Here is a 14,348-nt window from a genome sequence, read left to right on the forward strand (position 1 = left end):
AGGTGCCCGAAGTCACCGGGTGGTGGACTCCATCCACGTCGTCGTATCGGCCGGCGCCCAGTGCGCCGGCCGTTCTCGTCCCGGTCAGCCGCGCGGGCAGGTGTCGGTCGCCTGCCGCAGGGCCGGCACCGAGGGCGCGTCGACGGGTAACCCGTAGCCACGCAGCACCGCGATGAACTGCATGGCGTACTGGCAGTGGAACGCCGCGTTGGGCGGCATCCACCGCGCCGGCTCCTGGTCACCCTTGTCCTGGTTCGCCTCGCCCTGCACCGCAAGCAGATTGGCCGGGTCGTTGGCGAACCGCACCCGCATGTCCTCCGACCAGTTGCGCGCGCCCTGATCCCACGCGTACGCCAGCGGCACGATGTGCTCGATCTGCACGGCGGCGCCGGTCTGGTTACCGCGCATGAACGAGATGACGACGTTGGTGTACGGGTCGTGCAGCACCCCGGTGGCGACCGCGGTGGGGCACCGGCTGATCGATGTGTAGGTCTTGTCCACGAGATCGCGGTCGAGGATGTCGTTTCGGGTGTCGCAGCCGTTGTGTCCGCCGGGTGCGTCGTTGTCGTCGGTCCAGGCCTCGCCGAAGGCCGCCCGCCGGTAGTCATGGCCGCGCATCCGCTCCGGCACGACCGCTACTCCGGCGAGGACGTCGGCACCCGGTGCGACGGTGGGCACGTCGGCGTCGGCGACGAACTGCCCCGACCGGTCGGCCGTCGAGGCGACGGTCTGATAGGAGACGATCACCGCGAGCACCGCGGCCAGCACCAGCCACAGCGACTTCGTCCGGCTCACGCCTTCTCCAGATACTCGACGCGGTCGGTCTCGACGAACTGCGCTGCCAGCAGTGCCATTCCAGGGTGGCGGGGTTCCTTCTCGTAGAGATCCTCGCAGAGCTCACGGGCGGCGAGGATGACCTCGAGGTGCTCGGACAGCGACAGGAAACGCAGCGAGTTGAGGGTCCCGGACTGGTGCAACCCGAGCACGTCGCCCTCGCGGCGCTCGCGGAGGTCCAGGTCGGCCAGTGCGAAGCCGTCGAGCGTTCCGGCCACCGCCTTGAGCCGCACCCCGGCCTTCGAACTCTCCGGCAACCGGGTGGCCAGCAGGCACAGGCTCGGGTGGCTGCCTCGGCCGATGCGGCCCCGCAGCTGGTGGAGCTGGCTGATGCCGAACCGGTCGGCGTCCATCACCACCATCACCGTCGCGTTCGGCACGTCCACGCCGACCTCGATGACCGTCGTGCACACCAGCACGTCGATCTCCCCGGCGCGGAAGGCCGTCATCACCGCGTCCTTCTCGTCCGCCGACAGCCGGCCGTGCATCAGCCCGACCCGCAGCCCGGCCAGCGGGCCGGCGCGCAGCCGGTCGTAGAGGGCGAGGACCGTGACCGGCGGCGGGCCCTGCTCCTCCTTCTGCGGTGTGTCGCTCTCGTCGATGCGCGAGGCCACCACATAGGCCTGCCTGCCGGCGCGCACCTCCTCGACGATGCGTGCCCACGCCCGGTCCAGCCACGTCGGGTGCTCGCTGATGAAGATCGTGTTGCTGGCGATGGGTTGCCGACCGCGCGGCAGCTCCCGCAGCGTGGAGGTCTCGAGGTCGCCGTAGATCGTCAGCGCGACGGTGCGCGGTATCGGCGTGGCGGTCATCACCAGCAGGTGGGGGGTGACACCGCCACGTGCCTTGGCGCGCAGACGATCTCGCTGTTCGACACCGAACCGGTGCTGTTCGTCGACCACCACCATGCCGAGGTTGTCGAACTCGACGGCGTCCTGCAGCAGCGCGTGCGTGCCGATCACGATCCCCGCCTGCCCGGTGGCGACCTCGTTGCGCACCTGGCGCTTCTGCTGCGGAGTCATCGAACCGGTCAGCAGCGCGATCCGCGTCGCTGACTCCGCACCCCCCAGCTGACCGGCCATCGCCAGCGGTCCGAGGATCTGCCGCATCGACCGTTCATGTTGTGCGGCAAGGACTTCGGTCGGCGCGAGCATCGCACACTGGTATCCGGCGTCGACCATCTGCAGCATCGCCAGCACCGAGATGACCGTTTTACCCGACCCCACCTCCCCCTGCAGCATGCGGTTCATCGGGCGGGTGCCGGTCAATTCGGCCGACAGGACGGCGAGCACCTCACGCTGACCGTTGGTGAGCTCGAACGGCAACCGCTCCTGCATCGCGGCGACCAGTCCGTCCTCGCGCAGCGGTGCCGGCGGGCCGGCCTCGGTCAACTCGCCGTAGCGCCGCCCCACCAGCCCCCACTGCAGCCCGACCGCCTCGTCGAAGGTCAACCGCTCCCGCGCCCGCTCGCGCTCGACCTCGTTCTCGGCGAGGTGGATGGCGCGCAGCGCGGCGTCCTGGGAGATCAGATCGTGTTCACGCAGAAAGGATTCCGGCAACGTCTCGGGGACGGGGTCCAGGACGTCGAGAACCTGGCGCACACACGCGTAGATGTCCCAGCTCTGCACCTTCGCGCTGGCGGGATAGATCGGGAAGAAGTCGCGTTCGAACGCGGCGAGCAGATCCTCACCGGTGGCGCCCGACGACGCCGCGATGGTCTTCAGCGATTTCGTGCCGATGGTCTTGCCCACCGGCGACTCGAGGACGAGGAACGCCGGATGACTCAGCTGCAGGGTGTTGCGGAAGTACTTGACCTCACCGGAGAGCATCAACCGGGTGCCGACGGGCAGCTTGTCGATCATCCAGTCGGCGTTGAAGAACGTCGCGGTCACCACCGGCTTGCGCTCGCCCAGGGTGACCCGCAGATACTTCCGTGGCCGCTTACCGGGCTGCGGTTTCATCTGTCCCGGCTTGGTGTCGGTGATGACGTCGACGAACGTGACGTGCTCACCTTCCTCGAGGTCGAGGCTCTCCCCCTCGCCACGCACGCTCATCCCGTCGCTGTACTTGCGCGGATAGTGCCGCAGCAGATCGTTGACGGTCCGGATGCCGAAGTGCTCCTCCAGCGCCGCCGCGGACTTGCCGCCGATGACGAAGTCGAGCCGATCGGTCAGGGTGGCCATGTCACTCGACTCCGATCAGTAGCGCGTCCCCGCGGTGGCCGGTGTGATACGTGACCAGTTCGGCGCCGAGGTGACGGCGGTGCACGTGCTCACGCAACTCATCGCCGATCGCCCCGTCGACGCCGTCTCCGGTGAGCACGGTGATCAGTTCGCCACCTGACAGCAGCAGCAGGTCGATCAGTCCGGCCGCCGCGGCGGTCACGTCCGGCCCGACGATGAGCACCTCGTCCCCCGAGATCCCGAGCCCGTCGCCGGGGCTGCAGGCCCCCGCCCACGTCAGCGCCTCCTCGGTGGCGACGCGCACGGCGCCGTGCCGCGCGGAGGCAGCGGCGCGGGCCATGGTGTAGCCGTCGTCCACGGCCTGGCGCGCCGGGTCGTGCACGGCCAGCGCCGCCAGCCCCTGCACCATCGACCCGGCGGGGACCGGCACCACGTCGATGCCCCAGCCGATCGCGGCGGTACACCCGGCGACGAGTTCCTCCGCGGCCACGTATCCGTTCGGCAGCACCATCACCTGGCCGGCCCCGGTGTCGACCAGCGCGCGCAGCAGGTGTTTGGCGGTTACCGGCTCGTCCGGTTCCGGCCGCAGCACGTGCGCACCTTCCCCGGTGAACAGCTCGGCTGCACCGGACCCGTCGACGACCGCGAGCACGGCGCGTTCCCGGCTCCAGCTGCCTTGCGGGCGGGCGGTGGCGGTCCCGGCGAGCGCGGTGATCTGGATGCGGCTGGGGACACCGACCGCCAGGCCGGCCTCGACGGCGGCACCGGCATCGTCGGAGTGGACGTGCACCGAATACTGACCCGCCGTACCGGAGCCGCCTGCCGCCGCGATCACGATCGAGTCGCCGAGGCGTTCGAGCCGTCGGCGCAGTTGCTCCACATCGTCGGAACCGCAGCCACCCAGCAGGTACATGACCTCGAACTGCGGGGCGGAGGAGGTAGATGCCGGCGCAGCCTGCGCCGCGGCTCGATAGGCCGCGCGTTCGGGGACGCGACCGGTCAGCGCGCGGGTCAAGGCGTCGAGCAGAACGAGCAGGCCACGGCCACCCGCGTCGACGACACCGGCGTCGGCCAACACGGCGAGTTGTTCGGGCGTGCGGTCCAGGGCGACCGCCGCGGCGTCGGAGGCCGCGGCGACCACGTCGGCCAACGGACATGAGCCGGCCGCGGCGGCCTCGGCCGCTTCGCCGGCGGCCGCCAGCACCGACACGATCGTGCCCGGCTGGGTGTCGAGTGCGGCGTGGACCAGGTCGACACCGTGGCGAAGGGCCGCGGCGAACAGTGCGCCGTCCACCTCGGCCAGCGCCCCGCCGCGGCCCGCGGCGGCGCCCGCCGTGGTCTCGGCGAGGGCCCGCAGGATCTGGGACAGGATCACCCCGGAGTTGCCCCGTGCGCCGTGCAGCGCCCCGCCCGCCAGCGCCGCCGACACCTCGACGACGTCACCGGGGCAGTTCTGCGCCTGCGACCAGGCCGAACGCATGGTGAACAGCATGTTGGTGCCGGTGTCGCCATCGGGCACCGGGAACACGTTCAGCCCGTTGATCTCGTCGGTGTGCGACATCAGGTCCTCGACCGCCGCATGCGCCCAGGCGCGCAGCAACGCCGCGTCGAGTCCCCCAGCCGCCATCTCACCTCCTGCGCCGCACCCCGGTCGTGCGCGCCAGCCTATCGACCTCGTCGGACACCGCCTCGGCGCCGAGCCGGCCTGTGGATGGCGGGACGGTGCCGCCCGCGGGCGGTTTTGGTGATGACCCGCCCGGCCGGTATCCTGATCAGGTTGTCGGGTCAATCCGCGCTCGCCGCGGCCCAGCGACCCGGACCCCACGTACTGATTCAAGGAGTTCTAGATATGGCTGCCGTGTGCGATGTCTGCGGAAAGGGCCCCGGCTTCGGCAAGTCGGTGTCGCACTCCCATCGCCGGACCAGCCGTCGGTGGAATCCGAACATCCAGCCCGTGCGCGCCGTGACCCACCCGGGTGGAAACAAGAAGCGCGTCAACGTGTGCACCTCCTGCCTCAAGGCCGGCAAGGTCTCTCGCGGCTGACCGTCCCTGGTTGAGCCCGGCCCCGCCCGGGTAGCCCGGCGGCATGTCCTCCCGCGAGAAGAGTAGGTCTGCCCTGTTCGCCGCCACCGCGGCGGTCGCCGTCGGTGTGCTCGTCACCGCATGCGGCGGCGACTCCGGCGACGGCGGTGAGACGTCCGGCACCGAGACGACGACCACCACGGAGACGACCGTCACCGAGACGACGTCGGTGACGGTCAGCCCGCCCGCCGAGACGACCGCGCCCGGAACGACGGCGCCGGAGACGACCGCCCCGGGTGACGGCACCGTGGAGATCCCGTCGCCGCATGCCATTCCGTCGCCTCCGGCGATCCCCTCGCCTCCCGCGATCCCGTCGCCGCCGGCGATCCCGTCGCCGCCGCCGATCCCGGGCATTCCCTGACAGACCGCGTCCTACGGCAGCCGCCAGTCGATCGGTTCGGCGCCCATCTGCGCCAGCAACTCGTTGGCCCGGCTGAACGGTCGTGATCCGAAGAAGCCGCGCGACGCCGACAGCGGGGACGGGTGCGGCGACTCGATCGCCATGCACGCCTCGCCGGTCAGCATCGGCTTGAGTGTCGCGGCGTCGCGGCCCCACAGCACGGCCACCATCGGCTGCTCCCTGGCCACCAGCGCCCTGATCGCGCATTCGGTCACCGCCTCCCAGCCCTTGCCCCGGTGCGATGCCGGGGTCCCGGGTCGCACCGTCAGCACCCTGTTGAGCAGCAGCACACCGCGCTCCGCCCACGGCGTCAGGTCGCCGGTACTCGGTTGGGGGTAACCGAGGTCGGCGGTGTACTCGGTGAAGATGTTGGACAGGCTGCGCGGGAGCGGACGCACATCGGGGGCCACCGAGAAGCTCAGGCCGACGGCGTGGCCGGGTGTCGGATACGGATCCTGGCCCACGATCAGCACCCGGACCCGGTCGAAGGGGAACGAGAACGCGCGCAACACGTTCGCTCCGGCGGGCAGGTAGCGGTGACCGGCGGCGAGTTCGGCCCTCAGGAACTCCCCCATCTGCGTCACCTGCTCCCGCACGGGCTCCAGCGCCTGCGCCCAGCCCTGGTCGACGAGTTCGGAGAGTGCACGTGCGGTCACGAAAAGCCAACCTAGCGTGCGGTGTTCGTCAGAACGACTGCCAGCCCCGGTTTCCGCGCCAGGTGTCGCCGTCCACCAGCACCTCCGGCGGACCGGCGGCCACCCGGCCGATCACCCGCCACCCGGCCGGTGGCGCGCCGGGGAACGTCGCGACCAGCGCATGGTCCTCCCCGCCGGAGAGCACGAACTCCCACGCATCGCCGCCGACCGCGGCCGCCGCGTCCGCCACCGCGGCATGGTCGGCGCCCAGCGACGCCCGGTCCACGTCGATCCGGCACCCCGACGCATCCGCGATGTGTCCGAGATCGGCCAGCAGCCCGTCGGAGACGTCGGTCATGGCGGTCGCACCGCCATCCGCGGCGACGCGGCCCTGCCCGTAGGGCGGCGCCGGGACGAGATGCCTGCGGCGCAGCGCCTCGAAGTCACGTATGTCATTGCGCCACAACGCATATCCGGCCGGCGACCGGCCCAGCTCACCGGCGACCGCGATGACGTCGCCGGGGCGGGCGCCGTCTCTGCGCACCGGCGCGCGGCCGCCGAGGTCGCCCAGCACGGTCACCGAGATCACCCACTGCGGGGCGCTGACCAGGTCGCCGCCGACGATGCCCGCGCCCATCGCGGCCGCCTCGTGCCACATACCGTCGCTGAGCTGCAGCGCCGAGGCGGCCGGGGTGTCCGCCGGCGCGCCGAACGCGACCACGAAGGCGGTCGCCGCCGCGCCCATCGCCTCCACGTCGGCGGCGTTCTGCGCGATGGCCTTGCGGCCGATGTCATGCGGTGTCGACCAGTCGAGCCGAAAGTGCCTGTCCTCGACCAGCATGTCGGTCGAGACCACGGTCCGGCCGTCACTACTCGACAGCACGGCGGCGTCGTCCCCGGGGCCGATCAGCACCCACGGCGGTTGCACACGCCCGTGCACGAGCGCATCGATCACGGCGAATTCACCGACGTCGGCCATGCTCTCGGCCGGGTCGAACGGGGCCATGTCACCTCCACCCGGCCGCCGTCACGACGCGCAGCACCGGCTCCACCTGCGGTACGTTTGGATCCCCGGATTCTATGGGGCGGGACGGAGGCGAACACGGGTGGTCGAGGCTTTCATGCTGATCCAGACCGAGGTCGGCCGCGCGGAGGTCGTGGCGGCCCGGCTGGCCGAACTGCCCGGTGTGCGGTCCGCGGAGTACGTCACCGGTCCCTACGACGTGGTGGTGCGGGTGGGCGCCGACAACCTCGACGACCTGCGCTCGGGCATCGTCCCGAGCGTGCAGAAGGTCGACGGGATCACCCGGACGCTGACCTGCCCGATCGCCGACGGGGCGCACCCATAGGCTTGTTCGGGTGACCTCCGAGGATCCGCAACGAGCAGCCCGAGACGGCCCGCCGCGGGCGTTGATGATCGCGGCCATCCTGGTGGCTGTCGCGGCGCTCGTGGTCGTCCTCGGCATCGCGGCCGTCCGGCAGGGCCGTCCCGAACAGCAGCCCGTCGCGATCGCGGCGGTGCCTGCCCCGCGCGCCGACAGCCCGGAGTGTCAGGCCCTGCTCGGCAGGCTGCCCGAGGTCCTCGGCGACTTCCGGCGCGCCCCGACGGCCGAACCGACGCCGGTCGGCACCGCGGCCTGGCAGGCCGGTCCGGACACCGAGGCGATCATCCTGCGCTGCGGGCTGGACCGCCCGGTCGACTTCGTGGTGGGCGTCCCGATCCAGATGGTCGACGCGGTGCAGTGGTTCCGGGTCGGAGAAGAGGCCGCACCGGGCAGCAGACAGGAGCCCCAGCAGACCCGCAGCACCTGGTATGCCGTGGACCGCCCGGTGTACGTGGCGCTCACCCTGCCCCAGGATTCCGGTCCGACACCGATCCAGCTGATCTCCCGCGTGCTGACCGAGACGATGCCCGCCCGGCCCGTCACGCCCGGGCCGCCGCGCTAGCGCAGACCCGTCCCGCGGGCCACGGCCGTGTCCACCATCGCCGCGAGCAAGGTGGGATAGTCGACGCCGCTGGCCGCCCACATCCGCGGATACATCGAGATCGTGGTGAATCCGGGCATGGTGTTGATCTCGTTGACGACGGGTCCGTCGTCGGTGAGGAAGAAGTCGACGCGGGCCAGGCCCTGGCAGTCGATCGCGCGGAACGCCCGGATGGCCAGCCTGCGGATCTCGTCGGCGACCTCGTCCTCGACTTTCGCCGGCACGTCGAGTTCGGCGCCGTCGTCGAGGTATTTCGTCGCGAAGTCGTAGAACCCGTCCTCGCGGCCGCGCACCCCGGCGACCCGGATCTCGCCGACCGTGCTGGCCTCGAGACGGCCGTCGGGGTACTCCAGGACGCCGCACTCGAGCTCGCGGCCCGGTATGCCGGCCTCGACGATCACCTTGGGGTCGTGCCTGCGGGCCAGGTCGATCGCGGCGGGCAGCTCGGTCCAGTCCGCGACCCGGCTGACCCCGATCGACGATCCGCCGCGGGCGGGTTTGACGAAGACGGGCAGACCGAGGCGCTCCCGTTCGTCGAGTGTCATGTCGGCGCGCCCGGGGCGCAGCACCACGTGGTCACCCACCGGAAGGCCCTCGGCGAGCAGCAGCTTCTTCGTGAACTCCTTGTCCATCCCCGCGGCGCTGGCCAGGACGCCGGCGCCGACGTAGGGCACCCCGGCGAGTTCCAGGAGACCCTGGATCGTGCCGTCCTCGCCGTAGGGTCCGTGCAGTACCGGGAACACCACGTCGACGGCCGCGAGCACCTCCCCTGCCGCCGCCGGGCTCAGCGACACGAGCTCACCCCGGCGGCCGGGGTCGGCCGGCAGCGCGAGCGCCGTTCCGGAGGCCGCGCTCACCTCGGGCAGCCGCCCGTCGGTGATGGCCAGGGTGTCCGGGCTGGCGTCGGTGAGCACCCAGGAACCGTCCGGGGTGATGCCGACGGCGACCACGTCGAAGCGGTCCGGGTCGAGATTGCGCAGGATGCTGCCCGCGGAGACGCAGGAAATGGCGTGCTCGGAGCTGCGCCCGCCGTAGACGACGGCAACGCGGGTGCGCTGGTTGCGGGCGATCACAGTCTGCAGAGGCTACCGTCCCGGCCGCGCCCGGCACGATTCGATATCAGTCGAGGGCGGCGCTGAGGTCGGCGATCAGGTCGTCGGTGTCCTCGATGCCCATGGACAGCCGGGCGAATCCGTCGGACACCGGATCGCCCCACCGGGCGCGACGGTCGATCGAGGTGTGGATGCCGCCGAAGCTGGTCGAGGCGACCAGCAGTGCGCTGCGCTCGACGAGTCTGTGCACGGCCGCGGCGTCGGCCAGCTCCACCGACACCAGCCCGCCGTACCGCTTCATCTGTCGCGAGGCCACGGCGTGCGCGGGATCACCGGGCAGGCCGGGATAGCGCACGCTGCGCACGGCGGGATGACCGCGCATCAGCATCGCGACCGCCTGGGCGTTCTGACATTGGCGTTCGAATCGCAGGCCGGCACTGCCCAGGCTGCGCAGCACCAGCCACGCTTCGAAGGGGCCGAGGATCGGGCCGGCCAGCAGACGGTCGCGTTCGAGCGCGGCCATCAGTTCGGGCTGGCTGCCCGCGACGTAGCCGGCGATGAGATCGCTGTGGCCGGAGAGCGCCTTGGTGGCGCTGGCCACCACCAGGTCCGCGCCCAGCGACAGCGGTTGCTGGCCGAGTGGGGTGGCCGTGGTGTTGTCGACGACGAGGGCGGCGCCGCGGCCGCGGCAGGTCATCGCCAGCCGGTGCAGATCGACCACGTCGAGCCCCGGGTTGGCGGGCGTCTCCGCGAGGACCACGTCGGCGTCGTGCGCCGCCGCGCACATCTCGGCAGCCCCGACCTCGACCACGGTGACCCCTTGCGGGGCAAGGTATTCCGCGGCGTAGCGGCGCACCTGGTAGTAACCGTCGGCGGGGACCACGAGTCGTTTGCCGGGCCCGGTCAGGACACGTAGCGCCGAGGTGATCGCGGCCATCCCGGAGCCGAAGGCCAGGGCGGCGGACGCACCTTCCAGTTCGGCCAGCGCCGCTTCCAGCCGCCGCCAGGTCGGATTCGAGCTGCGCCCGTAGGTGTCGAGCGGTTGCGCTTCGTCCGGCGACAGGTGGTAGGCCGAGACCGGAACCGGCGGCGTGGCCACGGGCTGCCCTGGAACTGCCTCGGCGCCAACGGCTTTGACGCTACGAGTGGAATCGCCGTAGGTGCCGTCCATGGGCGTCACTCCGGTTTGGTGCTGCGGCCCAGCAGCAGGACGACGGCTTCGTCGACGGACAGGCCCTTGTGACACACGCGATTGACGGCGTCGGTGAGCGGCATCTCGACGTCGTAGCTGGCGGCCAGCGCCAGCACCGACTGACACGACGTCACGCCCTCGGCCACGTGTCCGCCGGCGGCCTGCAGCGCCGACTCCATGGTGCCGCCGCGTCCCAACCGCTCGCCGAACGTCCGGTTGCGCGACTTCATCGACGTGCACGTGGCCACGAGGTCGCCGACGCCGGCCAGCCCGGCCAACGTCGCGGGTTTGGCGCCCAGCGCGATTCCCAGCCGCATGATCTCGGCGAGCCCCCGGGTGATGATCGCCGCGACCGTGTTCTCCCCCAGGCCCACGCCGACGGCCATCCCGCACGCCAGCGCGATGACGTTCTTGCACGCCCCGCCGATCTCGGCGCCGACCACGTCGGCGTTGGTGTAGGGCCGCAGGTAGCCGGTGGCCAGCGCGCGTTGCAGGGCGACCGCGCGCCCGCTGTCGCTGCAGGCGACCACGGTCGCGGCGGGCTGTTCGTCGGCGATCTCATGGGCGAGGTTCGGTCCGGTCACCACCGCGACACGGGCCGCGTCGACGCCGGTCACCTGGGTGATGACCTGACTCATCCGCATGAGCGTGTCGAGCTCGATGCCCTTGGCCAGGCTCACCAGCGTGACGTCGTCGCCGATGAGGCCCTTCCACTGCCCCAGGTTGGTCCGGAGACTCTGGGCGGGCACCCCGAGCACGACCGTGCACGCACCGGCGAGCGCCTCGGCGGGGTCGGCGGTGGCGTGGATCGTCTTGGGCAGATCGACGTCGGCGAGATAGCCGCTGTTGCGGTGGGTGTCGTTGATCTCCTCGGCGATCTCGGGCCGGCGCGCCCATAGCGTCACCGAGTTACCCGCGTCAGCGAGCACTTTGGCCGTCGCCGTCCCCCACGCACCGGAACCCATCACCGCCGCCGTCACCACGGGTTCACCCTAGCGCGCAGCGCGCCCCGGTCCGGCGGCGTCGAGTGATCAGCCGGGGTGCTGGCAGGATGGCGCCATGCGCGGCTCGACAAGCAACGGCGCCGCCCCGCCCGGCATGCGCGCGGACGCGGCGGTGGTCATCGCCGTCAAACGCCTGGGTGCCGCCAAGACGAGGCTGGCGCCGGTCTTCGACCCGCACACCCGCGAGACGGTGGTCCTCGCGATGCTGGTCGACACGATCACGGCGGCGGTCGCGGTCGCCCCGGTCATCGTCGTCACCCCCGACCCCGTCGCCGCCGACGCGGCACGCGCACTGGGTGCACAGGTGCTCACCGACCCCACCCCGGCCGGCCACCCGGACCCGCTCAACAACGCGATCGGCGCCGCCGAAGCGGTGCTGCGTGAGATGACCCCGAATGTGGTTGCGCTGCAAGGTGATCTGCCCGCGTTGCAGTCGCGGGAACTCAGCGAGGCGATCGCCGCGGCCCGGCTGCACCCCCGCAGCTTCGTCGGTGACCGGCACGGCACCGGCACATCGGCGCTGTTCGCGTTCGGCGTCCCCCTCGACCCGCGGTTCGGCCCGGATTCCGCGCAGCAGCACCGCCGTTCGGGCGCCGTCGAGCTGACCGCGCCATGGCCCGGTCTGCGATGTGACATCGACACCCCCGACGACCTGGAGACCGCGCGTGGTCTCGGAGTGGGTCCGCAGACGGCACGCGCCATCGGCGTCCGAAGGTGAACATCTCGCGTACGCGGTGGCAGGACGCCGCCGCCATGAGGGAGGATCGATTTCATGACCGAAGCCGAGGCCGGGATCCGTACGGACAGCAGTGAGCGGACGACAGGTGACTCCACCCCGGAGGCACCGCCCGCCGCGACGTCGCCGGCGATCGACAACGCCCTGCCGGAAGACCGGTACCTCAACCGCGAACTGAGCTGGCTGGACTTCAACGCGCGGGTGCTGGCGCTGGCGGCCGATCCGTCCCTGCCGCTGCTCGAGCGGGCGAAGTTCCTCGCGATCTTCGCGTCGAACCTCGACGAGTTCTACATGGTGCGCGTCGCCGGCCTCAAACGGCGCGACGAGATGGGGCTGTCGGTCCGGTCGGCAGACGGTCTGTCGCCGCGTGAGCAGTTGCGCCGGATCAGCGAGCGCACCCAGCAGATCGCGTCGCGCCACGCGCGGGTGTTCCTCGACGCGGTGCGCCCGTCGCTGGCCGACGAGGGCATCGTCATCGTCACGTGGTCGGAGCTCGACGAGAGCGAGCGCAGCCAGTTGTCGACGTACTTCCACGAGCAGGTGTTCCCGGTGCTGACCCCGCTGGCGGTGGACCCGGCGCACCCGTTCCCGTTCGTCAGCGGCCTGTCGCTGAACCTCGCGATCACCGTGCGGCAGCCCGAGGACGGCGGACAGCACTTCGCCCGAATCAAGGTGCCCGACAACGTCGACCGGTTCGTCCGGCTCGGCGTGCGCGGCAGCACCGGTGAGGTGGTGCGGTTCCTGCCGATGGAGGAACTGATCGCGGCGTTCCTGCCGGTGTTGTTCCCCGGTCTGGAGATCGTCGAGCACCACGCCTTCCGGATCACCCGCAACGCGGACTTCGAAGTCGAGGAGGATCGCGACGAAGACCTGCTGCAGGCGCTCGAACGTGAACTGGCGCGCAGGCGGTTCGGCTCCCCGGTGCGCCTCGAGGTCTCCGACGACATGACCGAGAGCATGCTCGAACTGCTGCTGCGCGAACTCGACGTCGACCCGAGCGACGTGGTCGAGGTGCCCGGCCTGCTCGACCTCTCGGCGCTGTGGCAGATCTACGCCGTCGACCGGCCGGCACTCAAGGACCGGCCGTTCGTCCCCGCCACCCCACCGGCTTTCGGCGAACGCGAGACTCCGAAAAGCATCTTCTCGACGCTGCGCGACGGTGACGTGCTGGTGCACCACCCCTACGATTCGTTCTCCACGACCGTGCAGCGCTTCATCGAGCAGGCCGCGGCCGATCCGAACGTGCTCGCCATCAAGCAGACCCTCTACCGCACCTCCGGCGACTCCCCGATCGTCAACGCGCTCATCGACGCCGCGGAAGCAGGCAAACAGGTCGTGGCGCTCGTCGAGATCAAGGCCCGCTTCGACGAACAGGCCAACATCAAATGGGCGCGCGCGCTGGAGCAGGCGGGCGTCCACGTGGTCTACGGTCTGATCGGGCTCAAGACGCACTGCAAGACCGCGCTCGTCGTCCGCCGTGAAGGGTCGATGATCCGGCGCTACTGCCACATCGGGACCGGCAACTACAACCCGAAGACCGCGCGCCTGTACGAGGACGTCGGTCTGCTCACCGCCGCGCCGGACATCGGCGCCGACCTGACCGATCTGTTCAACTCGCTGACCGGATACTCCCGCAAGGTGTCCTACCGCAACCTCCTGGTGGCGCCGCACGGCGTGCGCAAGGGCATCATCGAGCGCATCGAGCGCGAGGTGGCGGCCGCCCGCGACGGCGCCGAAGGCCGGATCCGGCTGAAGGCCAACGCGTTGGTCGACGAACAGGTCATCGATGCGCTCTACCGCGCCTCGCAGGCCGGTGTCCGCGTCGAGGTGGTCGTGCGCGGCATCTGCGCGCTGCGACCCGGCGTCCCGGGGTTCTCCGACAACATCGTGGTGCGCTCGATCCTCGGCCGGTTCCTCGAGCACTCGCGGATCATCCACTTCCGCGCCATCGACGAATACTGGATCGGCAGCGCGGACATGATGCACCGCAACCTCGACCGCCGTGTCGAGGTGATGGCGCAGGTGAAGGATCCGCGGCTGACCGGACAACTCAACGACGTCTTCGAATCGGCTCTGGATCCGGCGACGCGGTGCTGGGAACTGGGTCAGGACGGGCACTGGACCGCCCTGCCGCACGAGGGTGAGACCGTCCGCGACCACCAGGTGTCGCTGATGCACCGCCATCGCCACCCGTGACGACCACGGGCGCCTCACCGGGCCCCGCACACTGATCTGCAGGAGTT

The 14,348-nt window shown here is 71.0% G+C and carries 14 protein-coding genes; 6 read left to right on the plus strand and 8 right to left on the minus strand.

Going from position 1 to position 14,348, the window contains the following annotated elements; translation table 11 throughout:
* Nucleotides 1-84 precede the first annotated feature (84 nt).
* Genes G6N30_RS11670 through G6N30_RS11680 form a run of 3 tightly spaced genes read right to left on the minus strand, consistent with a single transcriptional unit; the run spans nt 85 to nt 4,644 of the window.
* Nucleotides 85-795, minus strand: coding sequence for an HNH endonuclease family protein (locus G6N30_RS11670; RefSeq protein ID WP_134052929.1), 711 nt, complete (start codon nt 793-795; stop codon nt 85-87).
* Nucleotides 792-3,017 carry an ATP-dependent DNA helicase RecG gene (gene recG, locus G6N30_RS11675; RefSeq protein ID WP_134052931.1) on the minus strand — a complete coding sequence of 742 codons (2,226 nt, stop codon included), beginning with the start codon at nt 3,015-3,017 and terminating at the stop codon, nt 792-794. The genes G6N30_RS11670 and recG overlap by 4 nt, the downstream gene beginning before the upstream one ends.
* 1 nt (nt 3,018) lies before the next feature.
* A complete protein-coding gene (locus tag G6N30_RS11680; protein ID WP_134052933.1) occupies nt 3,019-4,644 on the minus strand; it encodes a fatty acid kinase ATP-binding subunit FakA in 1,626 nt (541 codons plus the stop codon).
* Nucleotides 4,645-4,866: 222 nt separating this feature from the next.
* Between G6N30_RS11680 and rpmB the strand changes: the two genes are divergently transcribed.
* Both rpmB and G6N30_RS11690 read left to right on the plus strand, forming a co-directional pair.
* Entirely contained in the window at nt 4,867-5,061 is a 195-nt protein-coding gene (rpmB, locus tag G6N30_RS11685; protein ID WP_134052935.1) for a 50S ribosomal protein L28, read from the plus strand.
* A gap of 43 nt (nt 5,062-5,104) precedes the next feature.
* Entirely contained in the window at nt 5,105-5,461 is a 357-nt protein-coding gene (locus G6N30_RS11690; RefSeq protein ID WP_134052937.1) for a hypothetical protein, read from the plus strand.
* 11 nt (nt 5,462-5,472) lie between these two features.
* On the opposite strand, the gene G6N30_RS11695 is transcribed toward G6N30_RS11690, so the two are convergent.
* Both G6N30_RS11695 and G6N30_RS11700 read right to left on the minus strand, forming a co-directional pair.
* Nucleotides 5,473-6,156 (minus strand): uracil-DNA glycosylase, encoded by a 684-nt coding sequence (locus G6N30_RS11695; protein WP_134052939.1) that lies wholly within the window; start codon nt 6,154-6,156, stop codon nt 5,473-5,475.
* A 28-nt stretch (nt 6,157-6,184) separates the two neighbouring features.
* Nucleotides 6,185-7,141 (minus strand): thiamine-phosphate kinase, encoded by a 957-nt coding sequence (locus G6N30_RS11700; RefSeq protein ID WP_134052941.1) that lies wholly within the window; start codon nt 7,139-7,141, stop codon nt 6,185-6,187.
* A gap of 100 nt (nt 7,142-7,241) precedes the next feature.
* Here G6N30_RS11700 and G6N30_RS11705 point away from each other — a divergent pair, with 100 nt between their 5' ends.
* Both G6N30_RS11705 and G6N30_RS11710 read left to right on the plus strand, forming a co-directional pair.
* Entirely contained in the window at nt 7,242-7,484 is a 243-nt protein-coding gene (locus G6N30_RS11705; protein WP_134052943.1) for an Lrp/AsnC ligand binding domain-containing protein, read from the plus strand.
* Between the two features lie 64 nt (nt 7,485-7,548).
* Nucleotides 7,549-8,082 (plus strand): DUF3515 domain-containing protein, encoded by a 534-nt coding sequence (locus tag G6N30_RS11710; protein ID WP_134055185.1) that lies wholly within the window; start codon nt 7,549-7,551, stop codon nt 8,080-8,082.
* On the opposite strand, the gene G6N30_RS11715 is transcribed toward G6N30_RS11710, so the two are convergent.
* The 3 genes from G6N30_RS11715 to G6N30_RS11725 are packed head-to-tail and all read right to left on the minus strand — an operon-like array spanning nt 8,079 to nt 11,348.
* The gene (locus tag G6N30_RS11715) at nt 8,079-9,194 is read right to left on the minus strand and encodes a D-alanine--D-alanine ligase family protein (RefSeq protein ID WP_134052945.1); all 1,116 of its coding nucleotides are present in this window, start codon (nt 9,192-9,194) and stop codon (nt 8,079-8,081) included. The two genes, G6N30_RS11710 and G6N30_RS11715, sit on opposite strands and share 4 nt — an antisense overlap.
* A 46-nt stretch (nt 9,195-9,240) precedes the next feature.
* Complete coding sequence (locus G6N30_RS11720) at nt 9,241-10,344, minus strand: cystathionine gamma-lyase (protein WP_134055187.1); 1,104 nt, start codon at nt 10,342-10,344, stop codon at nt 9,241-9,243.
* A 5-nt stretch (nt 10,345-10,349) separates the two neighbouring features.
* Nucleotides 10,350-11,348 carry an NAD(P)H-dependent glycerol-3-phosphate dehydrogenase gene (locus tag G6N30_RS11725; RefSeq protein ID WP_163687525.1) on the minus strand — a complete coding sequence of 333 codons (999 nt, stop codon included), beginning with the start codon at nt 11,346-11,348 and terminating at the stop codon, nt 10,350-10,352.
* 76 nt (nt 11,349-11,424) lie between these two features.
* Here G6N30_RS11725 and cofC point away from each other — a divergent pair, with 76 nt between their 5' ends.
* Both cofC and G6N30_RS11735 read left to right on the plus strand, forming a co-directional pair.
* The gene (cofC, locus tag G6N30_RS11730; protein WP_134052947.1) at nt 11,425-12,087 is read left to right on the plus strand and encodes a 2-phospho-L-lactate guanylyltransferase; all 663 of its coding nucleotides are present in this window, start codon (nt 11,425-11,427) and stop codon (nt 12,085-12,087) included.
* Nucleotides 12,088-12,141: 54 nt separating this feature from the next.
* Nucleotides 12,142-14,301, plus strand: a complete 2,160-nt coding sequence (locus G6N30_RS11735) for an RNA degradosome polyphosphate kinase (RefSeq protein ID WP_134052949.1) — start codon at nt 12,142-12,144, stop codon at nt 14,299-14,301.
* The last annotated feature ends 47 nt before the right edge of the window (nt 14,302-14,348 follow it).

The organism is Mycolicibacterium litorale, from assembly GCF_010731695.1.
GTDB classification, from domain to species: Bacteria; Actinomycetota; Actinomycetes; order Mycobacteriales; family Mycobacteriaceae; genus Mycobacterium; species Mycobacterium litorale.

Bases quoted from the DNA above. Each gene is read 5' to 3' on its own strand.
- recG (WP_134052931.1), bottom strand. From the start codon at position 3,017: ATGGCCACCCTGACCGATCGGCTCGACTTCGTCATCGGCGGCAAGTCC.
- G6N30_RS11680 (WP_134052933.1), bottom strand. From the start codon at position 4,644: ATGGCGGCTGGGGGACTCGACGCGGCGTTGCTGCGCGCCTGGGCGCAT.
- rpmB (WP_134052935.1), top strand. From the start codon at position 4,867: ATGGCTGCCGTGTGCGATGTCTGCGGAAAGGGCCCCGGCTTCGGCAAG.
- G6N30_RS11690 (WP_134052937.1), top strand. From the start codon at position 5,105: ATGTCCTCCCGCGAGAAGAGTAGGTCTGCCCTGTTCGCCGCCACCGCG.
- G6N30_RS11700 (WP_134052941.1), bottom strand. From the start codon at position 7,141: ATGGCCCCGTTCGACCCGGCCGAGAGCATGGCCGACGTCGGTGAATTC.
- G6N30_RS11710 (WP_134055185.1), top strand. From the start codon at position 7,549: ATGATCGCGGCCATCCTGGTGGCTGTCGCGGCGCTCGTGGTCGTCCTC.
- G6N30_RS11720 (WP_134055187.1), bottom strand. From the start codon at position 10,344: ATGGACGGCACCTACGGCGATTCCACTCGTAGCGTCAAAGCCGTTGGC.
- cofC (WP_134052947.1), top strand. From the start codon at position 11,425: ATGCGCGGCTCGACAAGCAACGGCGCCGCCCCGCCCGGCATGCGCGCG.
- G6N30_RS11735 (WP_134052949.1), top strand. From the start codon at position 12,142: ATGACCGAAGCCGAGGCCGGGATCCGTACGGACAGCAGTGAGCGGACG.